This window comes from Pseudomonas sp. 7P_10.2_Bac1, assembly GCF_025465935.1.
Lineage (GTDB): Bacteria > Pseudomonadota > Gammaproteobacteria > Pseudomonadales > Pseudomonadaceae > Aquipseudomonas.
The window spans coordinates 79,749-105,986 of record NZ_JANLNV010000020.1 but is presented as its reverse complement, the minus strand read 5'-3'; the positions used below and the strand labels follow the sequence as shown (position 1 = coordinate 105,986).

Sequence of the window (26,238 nt, the reverse complement as noted above, 5' to 3'; positions counted from 1 at the left end):
TGTGCCGTGTATTTTTTTTTTTTTTTAAAAATAGCGCGCCCCAAGCTCCTACCGTGTCTGTTTTCTTTTTATCTATATGTGCCGTACCCATGAATTCGCAAAGCATCATCGTCCCAAAAATCTCCACCTTGCCGGTTCACGAACCGCGTGCTCGCGCGATCGTGCGCTGGCTGGTGCGCAAAAACATTATTGAACAAGAGCTCAGCACCTGTGGCCGTAACGGCAGTGCCATGGCGTATGCAATCGCGCCAGGTGCGGCCAGCGTGGTGCTGTACCCTGAGGCGTTGCCCTTCGGCCAACCGATCAACGGTCTGGAGATCGTGACCAAGCGCTGCATCTACACGCCGCTCAAAGGTTTTCTCGAGGAAGCAGGCTGTGCCGAGTGCCGTAAAGAAGTGGGCGAAGCGCTGTTCGAGAGCCTCGAAGACTGGATGCCAGGGTACACAGACAACTTCGTCTGTCCGCTGTGTGGTCATGAAGACGACATCAACGGTTTCCTGTTTTTACAGCCCTGCGCGTTCTCCAACCTGGGGTTCATTTTCAACAACTGGGCCGAAGCCGGATTCAAGCAGAGCTTTCTGGATGAGTTTGCCGATTGGCTGGATCAACCAGTGGCATGGGTCAAAGTCGAGTTGTAAGGGTGTTTTCTGCCTCAGGAGTCAATAAATCATGGCTTTTAGCGCAAAACTCTCTAAAGGTTTCCGTTGAGCGCCACAGGTGTTTTGAGTACAATGGCGCGCTTCCATTTTCCCGCTCGGGAGCCCCAGCGATGCTGCGTATCAGCCAAGAAGCACTCACCTTCGATGACATCCTTCTCGTCCCCGGTTATTCCGAGGTTCTCCCGAACGAAGTCAGCCTAAAGACTCGTTTGACCCGTGGCATTGAACTGAATATTCCTCTGGTTTCCGCCGCGATGGACACCGTTACTGAAGCTCGTCTGGCAATCGCCATGGCTCAGGAAGGCGGCATAGGCATCATCCACAAGAACATGACCATCGAGCAGCAAGCTCACGAAGTGCGCAAGGTCAAACGCTACGAAGCCGGTGTGGTTAAAGAACCCATCACTATCGAAGCAGACGCCACCGTTCGTGAACTGTTCGAACTGACCCGCCAGCACAACATTTCCGGCGTTCCGGTCCTGCACAATGGCGACCTGGTCGGCATCGTGACCTCCCGTGACGTTCGCTTTGAAAGCCGTCTGGAAGCCACTGTTCGTGAAGTGATGACGCCTAAAGAGCGTCTGGTCACCGTCAAGGAAGGCGCCGACAAGAACGAAGCCCGTGAACTGCTGCACAAGCACCGCATCGAGCGCGTGCTGATCGTCGATGACAACTTTGTGCTCAAGGGCATGATGACCGTTAACGACATCGAAAAAGCCAAGGCTTATCCACTGGCCAGCAAAGATGACCAAGGTCGTCTGCGCGTAGGCGCGGCGGTCGGTACTGGCAAAGACACTGAAGATCGCGTTTCTGCCCTGGTTGCGGCCGGCGTTGACGTGGTGGTGGTCGACACCGCACACGGTCACTCCAAAGGCGTGATCGACCGCGTGCGTTGGGTCAAGCAGAACTTCCCTGAGGTTCAGGTCATTGGTGGCAACATCGCCACTGGCGCTGCGGCACTGGCCCTGGCAGAAGCGGGTGCTGACGCCGTTAAAGTCGGTATCGGCCCAGGTTCGATCTGCACCACCCGTATCGTGGCCGGCGTTGGCGTTCCACAAATCAGCGCCATTGCCAATGTGGCCGCCGCCCTTGAAGGCTCAGGCGTACCGTTGATCGCCGACGGCGGCATCCGATTCTCGGGTGACCTGTCCAAAGCCATCGTGGCCGGTGCTTCCTGCGTCATGATGGGTTCGATGTTTGCCGGTACTGAAGAAGCGCCGGGCGAGATCGAACTGTTCCAGGGTCGTTCGTACAAGGCTTACCGCGGCATGGGTTCGCTGGGTGCAATGTCGCAATCCCAGGGTTCTTCTGACCGTTACTTCCAGGACTCCTCTGCGGGTGCCGAGAAGCTGGTGCCGGAAGGCATCGAAGGTCGCGTGCCGTACAAAGGCTCGCTCACCGCGATTATTCACCAACTGATGGGCGGTCTGCGTTCCTCGATGGGTTACACCGGCAGCGCCGACATCGAGCAAATGCGTACCAAGCCTGAGTTTGTGCGCATCACCGGCGCTGGCATGGCTGAATCCCACGTCCACGACGTGCAGATCACCAAAGAAGCACCTAACTATCGCGTCGGCTAACGCCGCTAGCTATAAGCCACAAGCTATAAGCCGCAAGCGGTACTTGTCTTCGTACAGCTACCGCACGGCTTCCGATAACTTGCAGCTTGCAGCTCGAAGCTTGCAACTGCGTTTCTAGAGTTCCTCCTATGTCCCTCGACATTCACGCCCACCGCATCCTGATTCTGGACTTCGGTTCCCAGTACACCCAGTTGATCGCCCGTCGCGTCCGCGAAATCGGCGTTTACTGCGAACTGCACCCGTTCGACATGGATGACGCGGCGATCCGCGAATTCGCCCCTAAAGGCATCATCCTTGCCGGCGGCCCGGAGTCGGTGCACGAAGCCGACAGCCCGCGTGCCCCGCAAGCGGTATTTGACCTCGGCGTACCGGTCTTCGGTATCTGCTACGGCATGCAGACCATGGCTGAACAGCTGGGTGGCAAGGTTGAAGGTTCCGAACTGCGTGAATTCGGTTACGCGCGCGTCGACGTAGTCGGCAAAAGCCGCCTGCTTGACGGCATCGAAGACCACATCGACGCAGACGGCCTGTTCGGTCTTGATGTATGGATGAGCCACGGTGACAAAGTCACCAAAATGCCATCCGACTTCCACGTCCTGGCCAGCACCCCAAGCTGCCCGATTGCCGGCATGTTCAACGACGAGCGCGCTTACTACGGCGTGCAGTTCCACCCTGAAGTGACCCACACCAAGCAGGGCGGTCGCATCCTGTCGCGCTTCATCCTCGACATCTGTGGTTGTGATGCACTGTGGACCCCGTCGAAAATCGCTGAAGACGCCATCGCCACCATCCGCGCCCAGGTAGGCACCGACAACGTCCTGCTGGGCTTGTCCGGCGGCGTTGATTCCTCGGTGGTAGCGGCTCTGCTGCACAAGGCCATCGGCGACCAACTGACCTGCGTCTTCGTCGACAACGGCTTGCTGCGCCTGCACGAAGGTGACCAGGTGATGGCCATGTTCGCCGAGAACATGGGTGTCAAAGTCATCCGCGCCAACGCGGCCGACCAGTTCCTGAACAACCTGGCTGGCGAAAGCGATCCAGAGAAAAAACGCAAAATCATCGGTCGTACCTTCATCGACGTGTTTGATGCTGAATCCAGCAAACTGGACAACATCAAATACCTCGCGCAAGGCACCATCTACCCGGACGTGATCGAGTCGGCTGGCGCCAAGAGCGGCAAGGCACACGTCATCAAGTCGCACCACAACGTGGGTGGCTTGCCGGAAGAAATGAACCTCAAGCTGGTCGAACCGCTGCGCGAGCTGTTCAAGGACGAAGTCCGCCGTCTGGGTCTGGAACTCGGCCTGCCATACGACATGGTCTACCGTCACCCATTCCCGGGCCCGGGCCTGGGCGTGCGCATCCTGGGTGAAGTGAAAAAGGAATACGCCGACCTGCTGCGTCGTGCTGACCACATCTTCATCGAAGAACTGCGCAAAGCCGACTGGTACCACAAAGTCAGCCAAGCCTTCGTCGTCTTCCAACCGGTTAAATCCGTTGGCGTCGTAGGCGATGGCCGTCGCTACGCATGGGTTGTAGCCCTGCGTGCCGTAGAAACCATCGACTTCATGACCGCGCGTTGGGCCCACCTGCCTTACGAACTGCTCGAAACCGTGAGCGGCCGCATCATCAACGAAATCGACGGCATCTCGCGCGTCACCTACGACGTCTCGAGCAAGCCACCGGCGACGATTGAGTGGGAATGATCCCGCGTCCGGCACTGCCAGGCACGATCTAGCAAAAATGCCCTGAAGCCCGCGTAATTGCGGGCTTTTGGCTTTTTTGGGCTGGCAAGTTCGGGTAGCGTTCTGCATCGCCAGGCGCCGTATTCATGTGGCATGGTATGGGGCATTGACTGAGCCAAATGCCATGCTGGGTACTCGATACCATGTCGCAGTATTCGTCGCTCCTATGCCACGCAGTGCGGCGCCGGCGTGAAGCGAGGTGGGCATTCTCCGCGGCGCTCGGTTGTATAAGTCGTCGAGGCCTTTGGAAGGATTCGCCGCTGCGCCCGCCGCGGTCGGTGCGCCGGAAAGGAAGCGCGCTGGGCGTTGGTAACTGCTGGAGCATTTGGCAGGCTTGGGTCCGCGGCAAGAGTAGCGGCTGGACGTGGCAGCCTCGAGCGGAGATGAAATGGCGTAAGTAGGGAGCGGGAGAGTGAATGCGTTTTTCTTTGCAGTATTTTTGACGTTGACATTGGTTCAGATCTGGCGCGCCAAGCAAGCTTTCACTGCAAGGCAATGGCTACATACTGGCTTGATGCTGGTGCTTGTCATATGCGCTCCGGTTGTCATCGGCTTTGTTCTAAAGTGGTTGGCCCAGTCTTTTTCACTGTTTTCCGTTGCCACCGCCAAGCGCTATACCATCATGCTCTCCATGTCCTTTTTGTGTATGTGGGGGGTGCACCTTCTCGCTGCTCTGCTAGGCGCTGTTTTTTCCGGCATTATGGGGGCGCACAAAAAACACAACTCTCAACATTACGACAACCTGGCCGAAGCCTGCCGCACGGTGGTTCCTGGCTTGCGGGTCATCGTGAAACTCTTGGTTTCCTACGCGAGCGTCCTCATGCTCACCGGTATCTGGCTTGGTTAAGTGCGGCGCGGGGTGCAGTCCAGTGAATAGGAGCGATTGTTAAAGCTCACGGGTGAGCTCTTAGGGATTGTCTGAAAAATCGCATTCGCTAAAATAATGCCCTCTCGTTGCCAGGAGAGCCGTCCTGACAGGCCGTTATGACATTTCATCTGAGTGTTGGGTGATCATCGAAGCCATTGCTTCCCCCCTCCTCAACACAGAGGGGCAGCCAAGGCGCGATGATCGTCAGACGCTTGACGGCATCTCTAAACTTTGAGCTCTGGCACAAAATGACGGAGTCTTGCGGAACGTTTTGCGCTTTGTAAGGTCGTTTACCCGCACGCCTGGCAATGACGTGACAACGGCACGTTCGAGCAGGCTCTTCGCCACTTTCAGATTCGTATGCGAGAACAATAAGTCTCACTGCGATACCTTATTGTCCAATCAAACAAGGATTTTTCGATGACTACGCCACAGCAACCCGATCCTCTCGATCGCTTGTCCGAGTCCCTCAGCGCTGATTACAGCGAATCCCGTGAAGCCCAGCATGAACGGGTAATCAGCGAACTCCGGCAAGTGATCGAACGTGTGCCAGAGCAAAGCGAATTCACCAACACACGTCGCTATATGGTCTTTGGCCCGTTGCTGACATTGGTATCGCTGGGTGTGCTGTGGTGGGGCATACATGGGGAGCGCACCGGACTGATCGTCTGTGGCGTGTTTCTGTCTCTACTCTTCGCGGTAGTTACCTGGCAGCACCGTAATGCCGGCAAGCACGTCTTCATGCGCCTGACGCGTCGCCAATTGTTCGTTGACTCCCTGAGTGCGCCGGTCAATCTGGTCGATATCGTCGATATTTACGTCAAAGACGAAGGCATGGTAACTCTGCAGAAACTGACCTTGACTCCTGATGCCGTCCTGCCGACCCACCGTCCCGTGCGGGTGTTTTTCGGCAATCAGGCCATGGCGTTAAAAAAGCCTGAACCGCATATTCGCATTCTCTCCGCCGGTTTGATGTGCGGCGGCAAAAAGTTGAGCTGTGATGACATTGCTGCGTTGCTAGATGCTTATTGGCAGTCCGCCTGTGCGCAACAGCAGCTTGATGCGTTGCAAAATCGTGGATAACTCCGACAAGGAAATCCTGCTTGAGCAACTGCAAGCCCAGGCCGACGGACCGCTTCACACCTGCGAAATACGAGAGCGGTCGTTGGGGCAAGCGGCGGGGGCCGCGCTGATCGCAGTACTGCTTGTGATACTGGGTGGTTGGTTAATCAGCCTGCCGGCGTCCTGGCATCTGCGCTCAGCGCAGCTGTGGTTCTGGGTACCCGGCACGATAGTCCTTGTAGCAGGATTAGCAGCACTCCTCTGCAGCGAAGCGTTTCGTCGCCGTCATGGAAAAAGGGTGCTGCTATTGACCCCAGACTCCGTGCAGTTCAACAACGCAATTGGGCCCACACCTTGGCATCACTTTGAAGGGTTTGAACTGGAGCAGAGCCACTTTAGTCTCGCAATAGTCTTCTGGGTCAGCGTTGGAAACCAGGCCCCAGCGCTCAACCCTGTCAGTTTCAAATCCCTGGCCGCGCCGGATGCGTGGTCAGTGGCGAATGGCATGCGGATCAAGCTTTGGCTATTCAATCCGATGCTAGAGGGGCAGCGGTTAGACTTCGAAAGACTGACTGACCTGCTCTACGCCTACCTGAACGCTGCACAAGCGCGCGCCACATTGGACAAACTGTTCCCAACGGTAAAGCGCATCAGCATGCTGGGCCAGAGCACTGACCAGTAACCGTGTCTTAAGGGTTGCCTGAAAAGTCAGCCCGCAAGCACCTTTCGATACAGGCCAGTACGACCATGGCTTTAAAGCGACTGGCTAGTTTGTGGTTACGCGTACAGAACCGACGTTTTTCCTAGAACCAGTTGGACGCCCATTAAGTAACGTTGCGTTTTACTGTTTGCTGGACGAGTTTTACTGACGTGTGCTGGCAACACGCCCAGAGTCCGCGTAACTGCGGGCTTTTTTCGCATGGCGCTTGGTAGGGCGTTTATCCCGCCTCGTTTAGTGCGTGTTTGGGCGTGGAGTCAGCGCTGTTCGCCGCGCATCAGTTCGATCACTTCCCCTGCGGCCCGTTGCACTGGTTTTCTGCGCAGCCACACCAAGTGTACGGGCATCGCCACGCCGTTCTTCAGGTTGTCGAACGCTAACACTCTCAACTTTCCGGCCGAAACTGCGACCTCAACCGCTTCTAGAGGCAGGTTGGCCCAGCCCGCGCCACATTCCACGAGCCCTAACGCTGCTTCCACCGTGTTTACGTGCCATCGTGCATCGGAGACCAACAGACGCCGGTCTGCGACGGTGTCCTCGGGGCCTGCCACCAGGATTTGGCGGCTGGCACTGAGGTCTTCCAAGCGCCGCAGGTCTGCAGGGAGACCGAGGGTGTCAGCAGTGGCCGAGGCTACGGCTACGAAAAGCACGTCAGTCACGTAGGTAAAGGCTTCTTCCCGGTTTACATCCGTGGACGCGGGCAGCAGCACCAGATCAGCCTGTTCCTGATGCAGCATCTCGCGAACCTGATCTTGAGGGATTCGAAGCACGTTCACGCGCAGCAAAGGGTAACGACAGCCGACCTGGCCCAAAGCCTTTAGCAGATCCTGGTCCGGAAGCCCGGCGGCGACGGCGACGGTGAGTGTGCTCTCCAAATCTTGGGACAGTTCCACGGCGTGGATCTGCAACATGCGCAGTCTGCTCGCGACGGAACGTGCGTGGGGTTCCAGGACGCGTGCCTGTGGGGTAGGCAACGCCTCGCGGCGCGACCGGTCGAAAAGAGGGTAGCCAAGCCCGGCCTCAATATTGGCAATACTCATGCTCACTGCGGACGGTACACGGCGAAGCGCACGGGCCGCAGCAGAGAAGGAGCCGTGGTCGATCACGGCAAGAAATAATTCGATGTCATCGCTGGAAAGGGACATAGACCTATCAATTTTTCTGAAATGAACTGACTTTTTTGATCAGCATGTCTGAATTTAACATCTGCACCTTCGCGAACCAACTCAAGAGGAGTGTTTGGTGCAAGGTATAAAACGCAAGTTGGTCTACGTGGGAGGCTACGAGATTCTGGGGCTCGCAGTGGGCACGGTGGTGATGACATTGCTGACAGGGGAGGCACCGGCCACTACCGGGCCGCTGGCGCTGATGATCACAGGTGTAGCCACGTTATGGAACCTGGCCTTCAATTACCTGTTTGAGGCATGGGAGCGGCGTCAGCGCGACCGCACACGCACCGTATTCAGACGCATCCTGCATGCCGTAGGGTTTCAGCTGACCCTAGTGTGTTTCCTGGTCCCGCTCATCGCATGGTGGCTGGGCATCACCCTGCTGCAGGCGTTTGTGCTGGACTTGGTGTTCATTGTCTATATCCCATTCTTCACGTTCGCCTACCACTGGGCGTTCGACCGGTTCTTTGGCGTTCCGGTCTCGGCTGTGAACTAGGCCAATGGAGGTCCTTAGCTTGATTGACAAGAGGCTTCTATTCCCATTGATAGCTGAATAGAAATAAGCGGCTGTCCGCTACCGAAAGCCACTCTCAAGCAGTAAACATCCCAAAAGCCCGCGTAATTGCGGGCTTTTGCCTTTTACGGTCTGGCTAAATTTTCGTCTCGCCAAGTCCGCAACTTGTACTACAAGAGATGGGATGCTTTGAACCATATGTCAGGATCCATGATCGCTGCGCCAGCTTAAGAGCATCAGTCCAGATCATGGGTGAATGAATCGGCAGGTTTCACTCCATAGGCTGTCAGAAACTCATCCGAAGCCACGAAATCGGCCAGTGCCCTAAGCTGTGCAGCTGCTTCTTTGCCCAAGATTTCATCAACGCGATTATTGACGATTGCCCAGTGGACGATTGCCTGATGAAGTCGTTCGCTGCCGGTCTTGGTCAATACTGCACGTTTTACACGCTTGTCAGCCTCATCTCCCTGCAGTTCTATCAGTCCATCGCGAATCAGAGGGCGCAAGGCATGTGTCAATGCTGATATTTGCACCGCCATGTTCAACGCCAAGTCTTGCAAGGCAGGGGATTGTCCACCCGCGGCCGTGAACATTCGCTCGATTTCTGACAACAAAGCCACCTGAGTGGCTTTCAAGCCCAAAGAGGCCAGGGCCTCGTCATAGAGATTGCCAAGACGTCGAGCGGCACGTCTTACCGCTGTGTTCGTGCAGGCAAGTGTTTCGAAGGGCGACTTTTCCTTTTTGGAAGTGCCTTCGTCGCTTTCTGAGATGTTCACAAATTCTGTCATGAATTAAGAATGCTTGAGTACTGCACTATTGACAAGGGCAAATTATCCGCCATAAGCTTGAGCACTCAATTATTAGGTTGAGTACAAAACCTTTGTATTTGGAGAGTTCTATGCGTTCTTCGAAAACTGCTGTTGTGACAGGAGCATCGTCTGGGATCGGTGCTGGCTACGCTGATCGTCTTGCTGCTCGTGGCTATGATCTTGTCTTGGTCGCTCGTCGTGGCGATCGCCTCGCAACTCTTTCCGAAAAGCTCACGGCCCAGTACGGCGTCAGGGTAGAGCCTTTGGTCGCCGATCTTGCTAAAGAGTCCGACGTTGCCAAGGTTGAAGAGCGACTGGTTAGCGATCCTGGCATCCAACTTCTGGTCAATAATGCGGGTTTTGCTCGCCTTCGCACGATAGCTGAGTCGTCACTGGAAGATTCGCTATCGCAGATCAACGTGAATATCACGGCGCTGACCCGATTGGCACATGCAGCCCTGGAAGGTTTCAGGGCGCGAAAAGAGGGCGTTCTTATCAACATTGCCTCGGTCCTTGCCGTGCAGTCTCTTCCTATAAGCGCGGTTTACAGCGGCACCAAAGCCTATGTGTTGGCCTTCAGCCGAGGCCTGCAAGAGGAATTTGCCGGGACCGATATAAAAGTACAGGTCGTGCTTCCTGCAGCGACTGACACCGAGATCTGGACAGAAGGCGTATCGGGTATTCCTTTGTCAGCGCTGAGTTCTGAACGCGTGATGACGGTGGAGCACTGTGTCGATGCGGCTTTGGCCGGGCTTGAGGCGCAAGAGTTAGTAACGTGGCCATCTGTTGCAGACGCCGGCCTTTGGTACTCGTTCGATACTGCGCGTTCGAACTTGTTCGCGGCGACCCAGGTCGGGGCCCCTGCACCTCGCTACAACCTGATCAAGTAAAAGGGGGGAATGGGTATGCAAAACGACATCCAAGAACCCACAACTCATTCGTGGTTGGGCGTTCTGGCCATTGCTCTGGGAGCACTTTCCCTAGTGGTTACTGAGTTCCTGCCTGTCGGTTTGCTGCCAGGTATTTCTCGTGATCTAGGCATATCCGAGGGGACCGCCGGTTTAGCGGTAACTGCCACCGCCATTTTGGGGTTCCTCGCGGCGCCCGTTACAGCTATCGCCATAGGCCGAGCCGACCGCAAACGAGTGCTTCTAGGTTTGACTGCGTTACTCATCGTTTCAAGCGTGCTGTCCTGGAAGGCGCAAGATTTCACCATGCTACTTCTGGCCCGAGCCCTTCTGGGCATAGGTATTGGCGGCTTTTGGGCGATTTCGATCACCGCAGCGGCAAAACTCGTCCCCGTTGAAAAGGTTCACGCGGCATCCTCGCTAGTGTTTGCAGGCATCTCTATAGGCTCAGTGATAGCGGTTCCCGCAGGTTCTTACATCGGTGCGCATTCTGACTGGCGGCAAGCCTTTCTGGGCGCGAGTGTTCTTGCTGTGCTGTGCTTCGTCCTCCAGTTAATCTTCCTGCCCTCGCTCAAAATGAATGAGAGCGTGTTGATTCGTGACTTCTTTAGCTTGCTGAAGAGCGCCAGAATTCGCGCCATCTTTATAACGGTTATCTGCATTGTGGCAGGACAGTACGCCGGCTATACCTTTGTCACTCCCTACCTTGAGCAGATCACACATCTGGGGACGGCGATCGTTAGCGGGCTGCTATTGGCATATGGTGTTGCAACCGTGATCGGAAATTTCGTCGGCGGGGCGCTAGCAGGTCGTAACTTGCATAATACTGTCGTGGCGACTGTATGGATCTTCGTGCTGTCTCTGGCGAGTATTGCAGTATTCGCCACCAGCCCTTTTTTGGCGGGCATAGCGTTGTTAGTGTGGGCCGTGTCGTGGGGTATGGCGCCAGTAGGTACCCAGTTGTGGCTCTTCAGTGCCACACAACATGCCGCGGAAGCCGCCCAAGCGATGAACACCAGCGTGTTCCAACTCTCGATTGGTTTGGGGTCGTTAGCCGGAAGCATCGCGGTTAACAACGTCGGATTGCATAGCTCAATGTGGCTCGCCACTGCAATCATGACGGTCGCTGTTCTAATGGTCTACATCGCCGGCCGGATGACTCAGCACCCTGCCACGGCATAGCCCCTTTAGAGGCTGGACCCAAAAGCCCGCGTAACTGCGGGCTTTTGCCTTTCTGCGCACTGCGCGTCTTTGTAGGAGTGAGCTTGCCTCGCGATCTTTTGATCTTCCCTCTCTTCAGACAAAAGCTGTACAAGGTGTAAATTTCGTATAACTTTTGTAGGCATCCCGTAACTATCTGGAGGTCTTGCATGGCGATGTTGATAGGCCGTTTGACCCGGTGCGTTATCTGTTTTGCTTTGATGCTCCAGAGTGCAGTGCTTTTGGCTGATTGGCGGGAGGCTTTGCCCAATGCTCGTCTGTCGGGCAGTGGGGAGATGCGCATGTTCGGTTTTTCCATTTACAACGCTCAGTTCTGGAGCCCTCGCCCGATTTCCGGTGATCCGCTAACGGCACACCAGCCTTTCGCGCTGGAGCTGACCTACAGTCGCGCGATTAGCCGCGACGATCTGGTCGCGGCGAGTCTCAAAGAAATTCGTCGTCTGTCACTCAATTCATTGAGTCCAGAATTGATGGCTCGCTGGACACAGGAGATGCAGCAGGCATTCGTCGATGTGCGCCCGGGAGACCGCATCACCGGTGTGTATACGCCTGGCGAGGGCGTGCGCTTTTACGTCGGCGACAAGTTGCAGCATGAGGTGAAGGATGAGGCGTTCGCCAAAGCTTTCTTTGCGATCTGGCTGGACCCTCGAACACGCAACCCCGAGCTGCGCGCCCAATTGCTGGGCGAAGCCAAGCCTTGAAATGGAGCGTGTAAATTTTCTGCCTATGGCTCAAATCTTCTGGGCGAGCGGGCTTGCTCGCGTTGCAAACGACTCGGTATCGCTGTTGAACCGCGTTGATCCAATCGCGAGCAAGCCTGCTCCCGCAGATGGTGAAGCGCCCAACATTTAAGCCCACTCTGAGGAAATGGTCATGTTGAAGAAATGGATACTGTTGCTATGCATTGGGCTTGCGAGTTGCAGCCGGGTCGATGTGCACACCTATAGCCAGGAGACGCCTACGCTTGAGTTGCGTCAGTTCTTCGAGGGCCGGACTGAAGCGTGGGGTATGTTCCAAAAGCGCTCAGGCGAGGTGGTCAAACGCTTCCACGTGGAGATCAACGGCAAATCTGAAGGCAACCAGTTGATCCTCGACGAATCATTTACTTACAGCGATGGTACGAAGCAGAAGCGGGTATGGACGCTAACCCCCGCAGGCCCAGGCCAATGGCGCGGAACGGCGGGTGATGTAGTGGGTGAGGCGCTGGGCGAGGTGTCAGGCAATGCACTGCGCTGGAACTATGTGCTGAACCTTCCGGTGGATGGCAAGGAGTATGAAGTTCAGTTAGACGACTGGATGTACCTGATAGACAAAGACACGATGATTAATCGCTCGTTCATGTCCAAATTCGGCGTAGAGGTAGGTCAGGTCACGTTGTTCTTCCGCAAGCAGCCTTCAGTCAACGAGCCCGCGCTCCAGCCAGCCCATGCAGCGCAGGGATCAGCATCGCCCAAATGACTGCGAGCAATACAAGACTGGGGGCAACACCGAGCGGCAGGCCCACGCCTGCCAGCTTTGCGCCTCCCCAGTAAGACAAAGGCCCACCCACAGCGCCCAGCAGGCTGCCCACCCACCAGGGTCGTTTTGTCCAGTTCAGGCTGTAAGGCAGCGTGCTGGCGAACAGCAGCCAAATCAATGCCAGCCACAGGGGTAGAACAACGTTGCTTGCGGCAAAACTGAAGACGCCCAGATGCAGCAACGCGCTGTCCAGAACCCAACCGCAGACGGCCACCCGCAGCAGGCCGCGCCACTCATCATAGGCCGTTGCAACCCACAGCAGGTGTAGGGCCAGGCAGGCAATGGCAATCAGCAACAGCCAGGGGCGTTGCGCGCCAAAGACGCAGGCGAACCAGCCGAGTTCGAACAGCCCGGCGTTGAGAAGCAGTCGTCCTCGCCCGTTCAGGCTGATAACCCGAATGGCTGCGGTCTTGCCCCCGGTTTGGCGAGCAGTAGATGCGCAGTACCGATACTGCGTTCCAGGAAGCCGCCCTCGCAATAGCACAGGTAAAACTCCCAGAGGCGATAGAACGTCTGGTCGTAGCCCAGTGCTTCGAGGCTGTGCTGGTTGCTGCGCAGGTTTTCGTGCCACAGGCGCAGCGTGCGCGCGTAATCCAGGCCGAAGTCTTCCATGTGATGAAGGTTCAGGTCGGTGTCGCGACCGATAATGTTGAGCATGGCGCTGACCGAAGGCAAAGCGCCTCCCGGGAAAATGTAGCGCTGGATGAAATCAACGGATTTTTTGGCCTGTTCATAGCGCTGGTCGCGGATGGTGATGGCTTGTAAGAGCATCAGCCCGTGGTCTTTCAGCAGGTGTGCACACTGCTTGAAGTAGGTGGGTAAAAAGCGATGGCCGACCGCTTCAATCATCTCGATGGACACGAGCTTGTCGTATTGGCCGCTCAGGTCGCGGTAGTCCTGCAACAACAGGGTGACGCGGTTTTGCAGCCCCAGCTCCTCGATACGGCGTCGGGTGTAGGCAAACTGCTCATGGGACAGGGTCGTGGTGGTGACTTTGCAGCCATAGTGGGTGGCCGCATACAGCGCCATGCTGCCCCAGCCCGTGCCGATCTCCAGCAGGTGGTCGCCGGGTTGTAGATCGAGTTTTTGGCAGATGCATTCCAGTTTGTTCAGTTGGGCCTGTTCAAGGCTATCGCTGGCAGAACGGAACATCGCCGCCGAATACATCATGGTCGGGTCCAGGAGTTTTTCGAACAGCGCGTTGCCCAAATCGTAATGCGCAGAAATGTTGCGTTGCGAACCTTCGCGCGTGTTGCGGTTGAGCCAGTGCAGGGCTTTTGCCACAGGGCGGCGTATCAGTGCCAGGCCGCGCTCCATTTCGTCCAGAACGTCGAGGTTGGCAACGAAAAGGCGGATCACCGCTGTCAGGTCGGGGCTGCTCCAATACCCATGAATATAGGCCTCGCCTGCGCCAATTGAGCCATTGAGGGCGACCATGGGCCAGAAGGCGGCATGGTGCACCTCGATCTTGCCTTGAAGCTCAGCGCTTGCCTGGCCGAAGCTCAGCGTTTCGCCGTCCACGGTGACCAGCAAATGCCCATGGCGCAGTTGCGCGAGCTTGCGCAGGACGCCTTTTTTAAGCAGTCGGGCGCCTAGTCCGTTGGCAGCAGTGTCACAGGTACTGGTGGGGTTCAGACTAGGGTTGGTCATGGCGAGATTCCAGAGTGGCGGTGCGATGTTCACCGTGGGCGGCTTGATGGGAAAACAGTGGTATGCGCTTGATCAGCAGGCGCAGGGCCTGCCAGTAAATGGCGAGTACGGTCTTGCCGGTAATCCAGGGGAACGCCAGAAGATGGCGATGCAGGCTCTGGCGCGTCAGTTCGGTGCGCTTCAAGCCCATGCCTGCCTCAAAGATTTTTTGCTCGCCCTGCCAGTCCTGCATGGTCACGTTCAACGTTTGCCCGGGCGCAGAGAACCGCATGCGGTATTCCAGGTCGCGCGGCAGGAAGGGCGAGACGTGAAAGCTCTTGGCCACCCGGTGGCGTGACTCACCGCTGGCGTGGGTCGGCAGCACGTAGTGGTAGCGCTCTCGCCACGGGGTATTGGTGACTTCGCAGAGAATGGCGGCCAGGCGGCCGTCGGTTTCATAACAGTAGAACAGGCTGATCGGATTGAACGACAACCCCCAGGTACGTGGCTGGGTGAGCAGGCAGATGCGCCCTTGCGGGGCGTGCCCCAAGGCCTGCTCGACAAGCTGGCGTACGGCATCACTGAGCATCACGCCCTGGCGCGTGGCGTGGGGCAAGTAGTCTGTTTCGCGGAAGGTAAAAGCGCCCCAGCGCGAACGCCCGGCCAACCACGACAGGCCCAGCACCTGCGCTTGTTCGGCAAGGTCCAGGTACAGCATGCCCATGCGATAGCGAAACCCATGGACGCGCGGCAACAGCCGCCGATGACTGACCCAGCCGCTGTAGAGCGCGCTGTTCATAGCTGTTCTCCGAAGGCCGCGGCGACGCGCAAGGCGCTCACTACACCGTCCTCATGGAAACCGTTGGCCCAATAGGCGCCGCAGTAATAGCTGTTTTGAGCGCCGTGCAATTCTTGCCAGCGTGCTTGTGCCGCCAGCCCATCCAGGCTGTATTGCGGGTGGGCGTAGCGGAAGCGATTGAGGATTTTGCTCGGATCAATGGCTGCGCTCTGGTTCAGGCTGACGCAGAACGTGGTGTCGCTTTGCAGTCCCTGCAGAATATTCATGTTGTAGGTCAGGGCAGCCGGTTGTTGGGTCGAACCGCCCAGACGGTAATTCCAGCTCGCCCACGCCAGACGGCGGCTCGGCAGTACACGGGTGTCGGTGTGCAGTACGACGTCGTTATCGGCATAGCGCAGCGCACCGAGGATTTCTGTTTCAGCTGGGCTGGGTGTCGCCAGCAGGCGTAATGCCTGATCGCTGTGGCAGGCGAACACCACCGCATCAAAGCGCTCCTGGCCGGCGGCGCTGTGCAGGGTGACGCCGGCTGTGTCCCGTTCCACTCGTTGCACAGGGCAATTGAGGCGAATACGTTCGGCAAAGCTGGCGCATAGCGGCGCGATGTAGCTGCGTGAGCCACCGTTGATCACGCGCCACTGCGGTCGATGGGTGGTCGACAGGAGACCGTGATTTTTAAAAAACCGTACGAAGAACTGAAGAGGAAAACGCTGCATATCGGCCAGCGACATCGACCAGATCGCCGCCCCCATCGGAACAATGTAATGGTCGATAAAACGCTGACCGTAGCGCTGTTGCCGCAGGTAGTCTCCCAGGGTGGTGTCAGCGGCTATGCGCGCTTGCTGCAGGTCACGCACGACTTCGCGGTTGAAACGCAGGATGTCGCGCAACATGCCCCAGAAACCGGGAGACAAGAGGTTGCGCCGCTGGGCAAACAGTGTGTTGAGGGTGTTGCCGTTGTATTGCGTGCCACTGTCCAGATCCTGAACCGAGAAACTCATTTCGGTGGGCTTGGAGCTCACGCCGAGTTGATCCAGCAGGCGAATGAAGTTGGGATACGTCCAGTCGTTGAAAACGATAAAACCCGTATCAATGGCAAAGTGTTTGCCCTTCACTTCAACGTCAACCGTATGGGTGTGGCCGCCGATCCAGTCACTGGCCTCGAACACATGGACGTCGTGCTGGCGATTGAGCAGGTAGGCGCAGGTCAGGCCGGAGATACCGCTACCGATGATGGCTATTTTCATGACGATTCTTCTGTGGCGGGACGCGCCAAGCGTTTGCCCAGCGCCCACTGCAGGCGTTGAGGCAGTGCTGCTAACAGGCGCAGAGCAGCAATGAATGGGCCGGGGAAGGCGATTTCCAGCGGTCGTTTTTCCAGCCGTCCGGCTATGTAGGCGGCCGCCTTGTCCACAGGCCAGCGCATCGGCATCGGAAAATCATTTTGTCGGGTGAGCGGCGTATCGACGAAGCCCGGGCTGACCAGCGTGACGTCGATCCCCTCGTGCGCCACGTCGAGGCGCAGCGATTGGAACAGATAACGCATGGCCGCCTTGGACGCGCCATAAGCCTCGGATCGCGGTAGCGGCAGGTAGGTGACCGAGCTGCACACGGCCACCAGGTGCGGGCGTCGCGCCTTGCGCAACAGTGGCAGGGCAGCTTCCACACAATAGGCCGCGGAAAACACATTGGTGCGCATTACGCGTTCAATCATGTCGGCTTCGAAACGGCTGGCATCCACGTATTCGCAGGTGCCGGCGTTCAGAATGACCTGATCCAGATGGCCCCAGGCCTGCTCGATGTGTTCGCCCATTGCCCGAACCTGAGCCGGGTCCGTCAGGTCGCCGGGCAACAGAAGAACCTGTTGCGCGAATGTGGTCTTCAAGCGCTCAAGAGCCTGGGCATTGCGCGCACTCACGGCCACGCAATGCCCTTGGTTCAATAGGATGTGTGCGAGGGCGGCGCCGATACCGCTGCTGGCGCCGGTGAGCCAGATGCGTTTCATGCCAGCCTCCCTTTCAACCAGCCAATCGCCCGCCCCATTAACGGCAGATGCTCATAGAGCAGAGCGCCCGCATCGAAGTAATCGCGATGCCTGTACACCTGCTCGTGCCACAGCAGGTATGAACAGCCTTCGACCTGTATCAGTTGGCCGCGCCGCAGGCGAGGATGACGATAGTGCAGGGTCCAGCGCAGGTAGCCGCTGCCCTCTTTAATTTGGTCGAAACCATGAAAGGTAAAACCCAGTTCGCTGACGTTGGCGTACAGCTCTGTAAAGTACTCTTGCAGGGCGGCCAGGCCGTGGACTTCATGAAGAGGATCACTGAAGTGAATATCATGGCTGTACAGCTCGTTGAGCTTGTACAAATTACTGGCATCCAGGGCTGCAAAGCGGGTGGCGAAGGATCGCAGGAAGTCAGACACTTCGCTTCCCCTGATAGGCCAGGACCTTGGGCAGGGTCAGTGTGCGCGGGTCGCTTCGCCCCAAAAGATCATACGGCCTGAGTGAAGGGCTGATCCTGAGTGTGCCGATGTCGAGCATGGAACCCCCTTCTTTTCTTGTACATGCTGATTAATTTGTACAGCTTTTCAAAGAATAGGGAGTGTGTTGTACAAGTCAATTAATTTGTACAACTTTTTATGCGATTGATCAGGGGGCGGGAAAAGTCAGGAATAATGCCGTCCGACGATTTCAATTTCAGACGCGTATTTTTCTGCATTGCGGTAAAAACGAGCGATTTTCAGCCTTATCCGGAGACGCAGGCGATGACCAACAGGGTGTTCAACTTTCCAATCGATGCAACCATTCAGGCCATCGGTGGGCGCTGGAAGTGCGCGATCCTTTGCCACCTCATGGAAGGGCCCAAGCGCACCGGCGAGTTGTTGCGCCTGATGCAACCCTTGTCGTCAAAGGTGCTCACCGAGCAACTCAAGGAGTTGCTCGATGATCATCTGATCAGCCGGGAGGCGTTCCCGGGCAAGGTGCCCAAGGTGGTGTACCGGGTGACAGAACATGGGCGTACCTTGCAGCCGATCATTGATGCCATGTGTCAGTGGGGCGCGTTGCACGCCGGGCATCCGGTGTCTGCTGGGGTACCGGAGGAGGTGTCTGAGGCCTGAACTCAGGCCGCGTGAGCCAATTGGCGCAAGTAGCTTACGTAACCCTGAGCGTTTGCCTCCAGTTGTGGTAGATCAATGTCGTATTCGGCGCCGTAAAACACCCACGGTTTTACCGGCACCGCATCGATGTAGCGAATGGTGACGTCCAGCGGCCGCAGCAATTCATCCAGACTGTAGTGGTAGCGCCCGCTGGCCATGTAGTCCTCTTGCTTGATGCCGGCAGAAATCGCCATGCCAATGGGTTTGCCGGCCAATTGGCGTTGCCCTTCGCTATGCCCGTAAGCGAAGTCGTGGGTCAGGACCTCGTCTTGCCATTGCTTGAGCAGTGGTGGGGTGCTGAACCAGTAAAACGGGAACTGCCAGACAATGGCGTCATGCTCACGGACCCGCGCCTGTTCGGCCTCGACATCCAGCGGGCCACCGTTGGGATAGGCTTCATACAGGCGGTGCACTGTGATCTGCAGATCACTGGCTTCGAGGGCTTTGAGCCAGGTGTGGTTAACCACCGATTTGTCGAGGTTGGGGTGGGCAAGAATAATCAACGTACGCATGCTATAGGGCTCCAAGAGTTGAGGCGTGCAATCTATGGCTGCCGCCAAAAGCCCACAAGTACGCACTTTTTTGTAACTACCCCACGGCGATGGTCCTATACCTGCTGGCGTTGCCGTCCGAAAAGAACAAACACCACCACCGCCAACAGGGCGATCGCAACGGCTGATGTGGTGAGCAGGACCGAGTGGGTACTTGAAAACGCCAGCTTGGCCGCTTCAATCAAGGCATTGCCCTGCGCGGCAGGCAGTTGCCCGGCCACCACGTAACTGTCGCCGATGGATCTGGTGGCCCGTTCGGCAAGTGCTGGCGCCAACTCATTGGGCAGCGACAGGGTGCTGCCAAACACTTTGGACATGAACACCCCGAACAGGGTGATGCCCAGGCCCGTGCCCAGTTCGTAAGCCGTCGCCTCTAGCGAGCCTGCCGCGCCGCCTTTGCTGGCGTCCACAGAACCCATGATGGCAATCGACGACGCGGTCAGGCCAATACTCAGCGCTACGCCCAGTACCGCCAGCACGGCGGGCACTGCAAAGCCGGGCGCGTTGAACTCGGCAAATGCCAGAAATACCAGCGCCCCGGCCGAAGTGGCCAGTGACAGGCTGGCGACTGCGCGCAGGCCAAAGCGGTTGGACAGATAACCGGCCACCGGGCCGCCCAGTGCGGCGCCAGCCATGATCGGAATCATGAAGATCCCCGCCTGCAGCGGCGTCTTGTCCAGCACGTACTGCAGTTCCATCGCCAAGGTCAATTCCACACCCGCCAGCGCGCCGATGGTCAACAAGGCCATGATCATCCCGCCCAGCAGCGCCGGGTGAGCGAACAGTGACAGGTCCAGCATCGGCGTTGCAGAGCGCAGTTGCTGGCGAGAGAACAGCACCAGCAGCCCCAGCCCTGCAGCCAGCACCAGCATGGCGAGCAGCAACGAATGCGTCGCACCAATACTGGCCTTGATGCCGTAAACGACGCCGATGATCCCGGCGATGAGTACCAGTGCCTGGCCGATGGCCCACTTGCCGGGTGTGGTCTGCTCGACCCGGGGCAACAGCACGAACGCCACCGGGATAACCACCGCCATGATCGGGACGTTGATCAAAAACACCGAACCCCACCAGAAGTGCTCAAGCAACGCGCCCCCGATCAGCGGCCCCACCGCTGCACCCGCAGCGCCGACGGTGCCCCACAGGCCGAGGGCCAACCCGCGCTCCTTTTCGTCTTCGAACGTACGACGAATGATGCCAAGCACACACGGCATGATCATCGCACCGCCCAGCGCCAGCAGCACCCGCGCGCCGATCAGCATGCCCGCCGTGGGGGCGAACGCCGCGAGCAACGAGGCCACCCAGAACACGCCCAGGCCGTACAGCAGGATGCGGCGATGCCCGACCCGATCGGCCAAGGTGCCCATGGGCACCAGCAAACCGGCCATCAGCAGCGGGTAGATATCGATGATCCACAAGACCTGAGCCCCCGACGCGCCCAACGCCAGCGTCAGCGACGGCACGGCAATATGCAGAATCGTCATATCAATCACGATGGGCACAAAGGCCAGCATCACGGCGATCAGAATCAGCCAGCGTTTGGAGGCGGCAGTGGGCATGAATAAAGCTCTCGGTGATCAGGTATCAGGATGATACTGCGATCTCTACCGGCGCCTGTGGTAAGCAAATGTGAAGAAGGGTAACTGTGAGTAACGCCGCGCGCAGGTTAACCGAGGCGATCCAGTCGCACGCATGCAGGCATTCAGCACTGAGTACGGCCAACGGCAGGAACGAGCTTGTCTCGCGATCTTTTGACTGCTTAAAAGATCGCGAGGCAAGCTCGCTCCTACACGTTTAGCGCCGGGCAATGTCCGAGAAGTAAAACTTGTCCAGAGTGTGCCGCGACTCGGTGTACTCGAATTGCCTGCCGTCCTGCAGGAAGGTCTGGTTGCTCACCACAATCACATGGCTTTGGCCGTCCAGGTCCAGGTGCAACTGGTCGTCCTTGCTGCGCGGCACCGCTTCGATGGTGCGCTGGGCAAAGCTGATTTGCAGGTTCAGGGTTTGCTCGATAAATGCGTAGATCGAGTGTTGCGCTATCTCGGGCGTGAGCCCCGGAATCAGTTCGCTGACGAAGCAGTTAATGTCCAGGATCACCCGTTTGCCATCAATGCGCCGCACCCGTTTGACGCGGGTGATCAGGCTGCCTTCTTCGGCCTCGATCTTGTCGCTCAGCGCACCTTCCAACGGGAAGTGTTCGAACGTGACCACTTCAGTGCTGACGTCATTGCCCAGGCTGGGGTAGGTTTCCTGGAAACTGACGATGCCGCCCAATTGGAACTCGATCGGGCTCGATGACAGCACAAATGTGCCCTTGCCATGGATTTTTTGTGCAAAACCGCGTTCTTGAAGCTGTTCAATCGCCTTGCGCACGGTGCCACGGCTCGCATCGTAACGGGTCATCAACTCGGTTTCGGACGGCAAGCGCGCACCGCGCGCCAGGCGCTCAGTGGTGATGTTGGCAAGCAGATCAGTGTAGATCTGGCTGTATTTAGTCATAACGATGGCTCTATGCCGTAGGTGTTCAGGCCCCGAACCTTAAGGGCAGGGGGGGAGCAGCGCAAGCTCTGTGGTCACGGCAATGTTTTGGGATCTTTCAAGCGCATTTATCGGACGCGACTGATGGCTGTATTTGCTGACAGATGCACAGTAAAGCAGAGGCCACACATTTTTTTTGAACTCGTCTGTACCAGTTGTTGCTTTAACTCGTACAGACGAGTATTTTTCGCCTCAGCGTGCTGCCACAACGACGCCCATAATAAAAATTCCCTGCGGAAGACAACGCATGAGCCACGATTATTCGAAGATTGCCAGTGAGTTGCTGCAATGCCTTGGTGGTGTCGACAACCTGGAACAAGCCGCGCACTGCGTCACACGCCTGCGCCTCGCGCTTAAAGACCCCAGCCTGGTCGATAGCGCAACCCTCAATCAGATAGACCTGGTCAAAGGTTCTTTCTTTACCGGCGGCCTGTACCAAGTGGTCATTGGTCCCGGCGACGTCGAGAAGGTCTACGCCGCCTTGCGCGAGCAGACCGGTCTCGCCGCCTCGACCATTGCTGACGTCAAGCAAAAGGGCGCCGACAAGGCAAACGCCATGCAGCGTCTGGTGCGGGTGTTCTCCGATGTCTTCATGCCGATCCTGCCTGCGCTGATCATTGCCGGCCTGCTGATGGGGGTTAACAACCTGCTCGGCGCCAAGGGCATGTTCATTGCCGGTAAAACCCTGCTGGATGCCTACCCGTCGCTGGACGGTGTGTGGAGCCTGATCAACCTGATGGCCAACACTTCGTTCGTGTTCTTGCCGGCGTTGGTCGGCTGGTCGGCGGCCAAGCGTTTTGGCGGCAGCGAAATCCTCGGCATCGTGCTTGGCCTGATGCTGGTGCATCCCGATCTGCTCAACGCCTGGAACTACGGCAAGGCCGTGGCCGGGCTGGACGGCCAGACCCTGCCGTACTTCAACATTCTGGGCGTGTTCCAAATCGAGAAGGTGGGCTATCAGGGGCAGATCCTGCCGATCTTGCTGGCTGCCTACGTGATGAGCGTGATCGAGAAATGGCTGCGGGCACGGGTGCCCAATGCCATTCAATTGCTGGTGGTGCCCATCACCACCATCGTCATCACCGGGGTGCTGGCGCTGGCGATCATTGGTCCGGTCACCCGCCACTTGGGCATCCTGATTACCGAAGGCGTGGTCATGTTGTTTGACCTGGCACCCGTGCTGGGCGGCATGATTTTCGGCCTGCTGTATGCACCGCTGGTGATCACCGGCATGCACCACATGTTCCTTGCGGTTGATCTGCAGTTGATCTCGACCCAGGGCGGCACGTTTATCTGGCCGATGATCGTGATGTCCAACCTGGCCCAGGGCAGCGCGGCGCTGGGCGTGTTCTACATGAGTCGCAATGTGCGCGAACGCAGCATGGCCTCTACCTCGGCAGTGTCGGCCTATTTCGGCATCACTGAACCGGCGATGTTCGGGGTCAACCTGCGCTACAAGTTTCCGTTCTACGCCGCTCTGATCGGTTCGGCGCTGGGCAGCATCTTCCTCTCGCTGAACAAGGTCCAGGCCTCGGCCATCGGCGTCGGCGGCTTGCCGGGTTTTATCTCGATCATCCCGCAGTACATCCCGATGTTCGTGGTGGGCATGCTGGTCGCGATCATCGTGCCCTTTGTCCTGACCTGCGCACTGAGCCTGAAAATCATCCGTCCTGGCTACCGCGTGGCCTGACCCTCGTTCTGTAATCGCTGCCGAAGGCTGCGATGGGCTGCGAAGCGGCCCTTTTTACAAAGATTATGCAAGGAACCTCTCATGCAAGACTGGCAGCGTTCGGTGATCTATCAGATCTACCCAAAAAGTTTTCACAGCCACGCGGGCAACGCCACCGGTGACTTGCTGGGCGTGGTCGACAAACTCGATTACCTGCAATGGCTGGGCGTGGATTACCTGTGGCTGACGCCTTTCTTGCGCTCGCCCCAGCGCGACAATGGCTATGACATCAGCGACTACTACGCCATCGATCCGAGCTACGGCAGCATGGCCGACTGCGAGTTGCTGATCAGCGAAGCCAAGGCACGCGGGATCAAGCTGATGCTCGACATCGTGGTCAACCACACGTCCATCGAGCATGAGTGGTTCCAGCAGGCGCGCAGCAGCCTCGACAACCCGTATCGCGACTTTTATATCTGGCGTGACCAGCCGAACAACTGGGAGTCCAAGTTCGGCGGTTCGGCCTGGGAATACGAAGCGCAAACCGGCCAGTACTACCTGCACCTGTTTGACCACACCCAGGCCGACCTGAACTGGGACAACCCCAAGGTCCGCGCCGAAGTCTACAAACTGATGGGCTTCTGGCGTGACAAGGGCGTGGGTGGTTTCCGTCTGGACGTGATCAACCTGATCTCCAAGCCCGCGGATTTCCCGCAGGACGACACCGATGGCCGGCGCTTCTACACCGACGGCCCCAACGTGCATGAGTACCTGCAAGAGATGCACCGCGAAGTCTTCGCCGGGCACGATCTGGTCAGCGTTGGCGAAATGTCCTCTACCAGCCTTGAGCACTGCATCCGCTATTCGCGGCCAGAGAGCAAAGAGCTGTCGATGACCTTCAACTTCCATCACTTGAAAGTTGATTACCCGAACATGCAGAAGTGGGTACGTGCTGACTTCGACTTCCTGGCGCTCAAGGGCATCCTGTCTGACTGGCAGGTCGGCATGCAGGCCGGGGGCGGCTGGAACGCCTTGTTCTGGTGTAACCACGACCAGCCACGTGCCGTGTCGCGCTTTGGTAATGACGGTGAATGGCGCGTGGCCTCTGCGAAGATGCTCGCCACTGCACTGCATTGCCTGCAAGGCACACCGTATGTGTATCAGGGCGAAGAAATCGGCATGACCAACCCGGGCTTCGAGCATATCGAGCAATACCGCGATGTCGAAACCCTGAACATCTATCGCCTCAAACGCGAAGCCGGTGTGTCCCATGAAGACTGCATGGCGGCGATTTTGCAGAAATCGCGGGACAACAGCCGCACGCCGATGCAATGGAACCAGCAGGCCAATGCCGGTTTCAGCACGGCAGAGCCGTGGATCGGTATCCCGGACAACGCCGCGCAGATCAACGTCCAGGCCCAAATGAATGACCCGGATTCAGTGCTGCATCACTACCGCCGCCTGATTGCATTGCGCCGTGAAGAACCGCTGCTGTCGCACGGTGAATACCGCAAGTTGCTGGCCGAGCATCCGCAAGTCTGGGCGTATCTGCGCCAGGGCGAGGGCGAAAGTGTGCTGGTACTCAACAACTTCTACGCCACGGAATGCGAGCTGGAACTGCCAGAAGGCGTGATCAGCGAAGGCATGTCGCAGCGCCTGTTGATCAGCAACTACCCCGACAACCCGACACGTAGCCAGCGCATCACCTTGCGCCCTTACGAGTCGTTTGCCGTGCACCTGACAACCTAATAACCCTGTAGGAGCGAGCTTTAGATCTTTTAAAAGATCGCGAGGCAAGCTCGCTCCTACAAAAAATAGACCGCTTCACACCCAAAAATAAAAATAAAAGGCCCTCTCATGAACACAACACTCAATCGCAGCATTTTTACCGCTTGCTTGTGCCTGTCAGTGCCGTTTTCGGCCAGTGCCCTGGAATTCGCCGGTTATATGCGTAGCGGTGTTGGCAACTCGTTGAACGGTGGCACGCAATCGTGCTTCAAGTTACCGGGTGCCGAGGCCAAGTATCGGCTGGGGAATGAATGCGAGCAGTACGCCGAATTGGAGTTGCGACAGGATGTATACAACTTTGATGATGGCTCGGTCCTCAGCGTTGATGGCATGGCCTCGTTGTACAACCAGTACAACCGCCAACTGACGTTTCAGGGCGATAACGGCTCGGCACGCTTGCCGCAGTTGTACGCGCAGTGGTCTAACCTGCCCAGCCTCAATGGTGGATCGGTATGGGCTGGGCGGCGTTACTACAAACGTAACGACATACATATTTCCGACTTTTACTACTGGAACCAGAGCGCTACCGGCGCGGGTATCGAAGACGTTTTGATTGGCGGCCTCAAGTACAGCTACGCGCTGTCGCGCAAAGACAACCTGTACCAGGAAGACTACGTGACGCGTCACGACTTCAACGTTTCTGGGTTCAACACCAACCCGGGCGGGCAATTGGAGTTTGGGCTGAGCTACCTGGAAAAGCCGGAACGTACCGATGCCCACAGCGGCTGGGCGATCACCGCGCAGCATGTGCAAAGCGAGTTTTTGGGCGGCAAGAACAAGCTGGCTTTTCAATACGGAGAAGGTTCCGGCACGGGGCTGGGTTACACCGGTGACACGCACCTGGACAGCAGCAGCAAGCGTTACCGGATCGTGGAGTTCTTCGACTGGCAAGTTACACCGCGTTTCGGTGGCCAGTTCGAGGCGCTGTATCAAAAGGATTTCCGTCCGGATGGCGGCAACCAGGAGTGGCTCTCGCTGGGCGTTCGACCGACCTACGCGATCACCGAGCAGTTCAAGCTGGTGACCGAGTTTGGCCATGATCAGGTCCGGGCCGCAGACGGCACGCGCAAGCTGAGCAAGTTCACCTTCGCGCCCACCTGGTCACCCAATGGTCCAAGCTTTTGGGCGCGACCGGAGATCCGCGTGTATTACACCTATGCGACCTGGAACGAAGCCGCGCAGCGTGCAGCCAATGAATTTGATGCAGGCTCGGCGCTGTCTGACAGCGGCGCCTACGGCTCGGCGCTGCATGGTTCCAACGCCGGTGTGCAAATCGAGTACTGGTGGAAATAAGCGACGCTGCGGGGGCTCGCGCTCCATCGGCATTTAACCGAATC

Annotated in this window: 26 protein-coding genes; 15 read left to right on the top strand and 11 right to left on the bottom strand. The window is 57.6% G+C overall.

Annotated features, from left to right (window positions below; genetic code table 11):
* The first annotated feature begins 89 nt into the window (after positions 1-89).
* From NTD86_RS04455 to NTD86_RS04430, 6 genes are all read left to right on the top strand, one after another.
* The gene (locus NTD86_RS04455) at positions 90-638 is read left to right on the top strand and encodes a sugar ABC transporter ATPase (protein ID WP_262200961.1); all 549 of its coding nucleotides are present in this window, start codon (positions 90-92) and stop codon (positions 636-638) included.
* A gap of 131 nt (positions 639-769) precedes the next feature.
* On the top strand, positions 770-2,239 hold the full coding sequence (guaB, locus tag NTD86_RS04450; RefSeq protein WP_262200960.1) for an IMP dehydrogenase: 1,470 nt from the start codon (positions 770-772) through the stop codon (positions 2,237-2,239).
* A gap of 128 nt (positions 2,240-2,367) precedes the next feature.
* Complete coding sequence (gene guaA / locus NTD86_RS04445; protein WP_262200959.1) at positions 2,368-3,945, top strand: glutamine-hydrolyzing GMP synthase; 1,578 nt, start codon at positions 2,368-2,370, stop codon at positions 3,943-3,945.
* Between the two features lie 451 nt (positions 3,946-4,396).
* Positions 4,397-4,831 (top strand): hypothetical protein, encoded by a 435-nt coding sequence (locus NTD86_RS04440; protein WP_262200958.1) that lies wholly within the window; start codon positions 4,397-4,399, stop codon positions 4,829-4,831.
* Between the two features lie 441 nt (positions 4,832-5,272).
* Positions 5,273-5,935: a hypothetical protein gene (locus NTD86_RS04435; RefSeq protein ID WP_262200957.1), complete on the top strand. Its 663-nt coding sequence runs from the start codon at positions 5,273-5,275 to the stop codon at positions 5,933-5,935.
* Positions 5,928-6,596, top strand: coding sequence for a hypothetical protein (locus tag NTD86_RS04430; protein WP_262200956.1), 669 nt, complete (start codon positions 5,928-5,930; stop codon positions 6,594-6,596). Before NTD86_RS04435 ends, NTD86_RS04430 begins: the two co-directional genes overlap by 8 nt.
* A gap of 293 nt (positions 6,597-6,889) precedes the next feature.
* Here NTD86_RS04430 and NTD86_RS04420 read toward each other — a convergent pair whose 3' ends face one another.
* Positions 6,890-7,777 (bottom strand): LysR family transcriptional regulator, encoded by an 888-nt coding sequence (locus tag NTD86_RS04420; protein WP_262200955.1) that lies wholly within the window; start codon positions 7,775-7,777, stop codon positions 6,890-6,892.
* Between the two features lie 97 nt (positions 7,778-7,874).
* Between NTD86_RS04420 and NTD86_RS04415 the strand changes: the two genes are divergently transcribed.
* A complete protein-coding gene (locus tag NTD86_RS04415) occupies positions 7,875-8,297 on the top strand; it encodes a PACE efflux transporter (RefSeq protein ID WP_262200954.1) in 423 nt (140 codons plus the stop codon).
* 254 nt (positions 8,298-8,551) lie between these two features.
* On the opposite strand, the gene NTD86_RS04410 is transcribed toward NTD86_RS04415, so the two are convergent.
* Positions 8,552-9,103: a MarR family winged helix-turn-helix transcriptional regulator gene (locus NTD86_RS04410; protein ID WP_262200953.1), complete on the bottom strand. Its 552-nt coding sequence runs from the start codon at positions 9,101-9,103 to the stop codon at positions 8,552-8,554.
* Positions 9,104-9,213: 110 nt separating this feature from the next.
* Between NTD86_RS04410 and NTD86_RS04405 the strand changes: the two genes are divergently transcribed.
* From NTD86_RS04405 to NTD86_RS04390, 4 genes are all read left to right on the top strand, one after another.
* Positions 9,214-10,014, top strand: coding sequence for an SDR family NAD(P)-dependent oxidoreductase (locus tag NTD86_RS04405; RefSeq protein ID WP_262200952.1), 801 nt, complete (start codon positions 9,214-9,216; stop codon positions 10,012-10,014).
* Between the two features lie 15 nt (positions 10,015-10,029).
* A complete protein-coding gene (locus NTD86_RS04400) occupies positions 10,030-11,214 on the top strand; it encodes an MFS transporter (protein WP_262200951.1) in 1,185 nt (394 codons plus the stop codon).
* Between the two features lie 188 nt (positions 11,215-11,402).
* Positions 11,403-11,954: a chalcone isomerase family protein gene (locus NTD86_RS04395; protein ID WP_410016947.1), complete on the top strand. Its 552-nt coding sequence runs from the start codon at positions 11,403-11,405 to the stop codon at positions 11,952-11,954.
* A 172-nt stretch (positions 11,955-12,126) separates the two neighbouring features.
* The gene (locus NTD86_RS04390; protein ID WP_262200950.1) at positions 12,127-12,711 is read left to right on the top strand and encodes a DUF3833 domain-containing protein; all 585 of its coding nucleotides are present in this window, start codon (positions 12,127-12,129) and stop codon (positions 12,709-12,711) included.
* Here NTD86_RS04390 and NTD86_RS04385 read toward each other — a convergent pair.
* Genes NTD86_RS04385 through NTD86_RS04360 form a run of 6 tightly spaced genes read right to left on the bottom strand, consistent with a single transcriptional unit; the run spans position 12,653 to position 17,620 of the window.
* Positions 12,653-13,120, bottom strand: a complete 468-nt coding sequence (locus NTD86_RS04385) for a DUF2878 domain-containing protein (RefSeq protein ID WP_410016948.1) — start codon at positions 13,118-13,120, stop codon at positions 12,653-12,655. The genes NTD86_RS04390 and NTD86_RS04385 overlap by 59 nt on opposite strands.
* Positions 13,121-13,152: 32 nt before the next feature.
* Positions 13,153-14,421: an SAM-dependent methyltransferase gene (locus NTD86_RS04380; protein WP_262200949.1), complete on the bottom strand. Its 1,269-nt coding sequence runs from the start codon at positions 14,419-14,421 to the stop codon at positions 13,153-13,155.
* On the bottom strand, positions 14,408-15,199 hold the full coding sequence (locus NTD86_RS04375) for a DUF1365 domain-containing protein (protein WP_262200948.1): 792 nt from the start codon (positions 15,197-15,199) through the stop codon (positions 14,408-14,410). The genes NTD86_RS04380 and NTD86_RS04375 overlap by 14 nt, the downstream gene beginning before the upstream one ends.
* Positions 15,196-16,443 carry an NAD(P)/FAD-dependent oxidoreductase gene (locus tag NTD86_RS04370; RefSeq protein ID WP_262200947.1) on the bottom strand — a complete coding sequence of 416 codons (1,248 nt, stop codon included), beginning with the start codon at positions 16,441-16,443 and terminating at the stop codon, positions 15,196-15,198. The genes NTD86_RS04375 and NTD86_RS04370 overlap by 4 nt, the downstream gene beginning before the upstream one ends.
* On the bottom strand, positions 16,440-17,201 hold the full coding sequence (locus NTD86_RS04365; RefSeq protein WP_262200945.1) for an SDR family NAD(P)-dependent oxidoreductase: 762 nt from the start codon (positions 17,199-17,201) through the stop codon (positions 16,440-16,442). The genes NTD86_RS04370 and NTD86_RS04365 overlap by 4 nt, the downstream gene beginning before the upstream one ends.
* The gene (locus tag NTD86_RS04360) at positions 17,198-17,620 is read right to left on the bottom strand and encodes a nuclear transport factor 2 family protein (RefSeq protein WP_262200944.1); all 423 of its coding nucleotides are present in this window, start codon (positions 17,618-17,620) and stop codon (positions 17,198-17,200) included. Before NTD86_RS04360 ends, NTD86_RS04365 begins: the two co-directional genes overlap by 4 nt.
* A 342-nt stretch (positions 17,621-17,962) precedes the next feature.
* Here NTD86_RS04360 and NTD86_RS04355 point away from each other — a divergent pair, with 342 nt between their 5' ends.
* A complete protein-coding gene (locus tag NTD86_RS04355) occupies positions 17,963-18,316 on the top strand; it encodes a winged helix-turn-helix transcriptional regulator (protein ID WP_262200943.1) in 354 nt (117 codons plus the stop codon).
* 2 nt (positions 18,317-18,318) lie between these two features.
* Here the strand turns inward: NTD86_RS04355 and NTD86_RS04350 are convergent, their stop codons facing one another.
* The 3 genes from NTD86_RS04350 to treR all read right to left on the bottom strand — a co-directional run bounded on the left by NTD86_RS04350 (position 18,319) and on the right by treR (position 21,405).
* Positions 18,319-18,867: an NAD(P)H-dependent oxidoreductase gene (locus NTD86_RS04350; protein WP_262200942.1), complete on the bottom strand. Its 549-nt coding sequence runs from the start codon at positions 18,865-18,867 to the stop codon at positions 18,319-18,321.
* A 95-nt stretch (positions 18,868-18,962) separates the two neighbouring features.
* A complete protein-coding gene (locus NTD86_RS04345) occupies positions 18,963-20,465 on the bottom strand; it encodes an MFS transporter (RefSeq protein ID WP_262200941.1) in 1,503 nt (500 codons plus the stop codon).
* A gap of 235 nt (positions 20,466-20,700) precedes the next feature.
* The gene (gene treR / locus NTD86_RS04340; protein ID WP_262200940.1) at positions 20,701-21,405 is read right to left on the bottom strand and encodes a trehalose operon repressor; all 705 of its coding nucleotides are present in this window, start codon (positions 21,403-21,405) and stop codon (positions 20,701-20,703) included.
* A gap of 286 nt (positions 21,406-21,691) precedes the next feature.
* Here treR and treP point away from each other — a divergent pair, with 286 nt between their 5' ends.
* The 3 genes from treP (at position 21,692) to NTD86_RS04325 (ending at position 26,194) form a co-directional block, all read left to right on the top strand.
* Positions 21,692-23,134 carry a PTS system trehalose-specific EIIBC component gene (gene treP, locus NTD86_RS04335; RefSeq protein WP_262200938.1) on the top strand — a complete coding sequence of 481 codons (1,443 nt, stop codon included), beginning with the start codon at positions 21,692-21,694 and terminating at the stop codon, positions 23,132-23,134.
* A gap of 81 nt (positions 23,135-23,215) precedes the next feature.
* Entirely contained in the window at positions 23,216-24,862 is a 1,647-nt protein-coding gene (gene treC / locus NTD86_RS04330; RefSeq protein ID WP_262200937.1) for an alpha,alpha-phosphotrehalase, read from the top strand.
* A gap of 108 nt (positions 24,863-24,970) precedes the next feature.
* A complete protein-coding gene (locus NTD86_RS04325) occupies positions 24,971-26,194 on the top strand; it encodes a maltoporin (RefSeq protein ID WP_262200936.1) in 1,224 nt (407 codons plus the stop codon).
* Positions 26,195-26,238 lie beyond the last annotated feature (44 nt).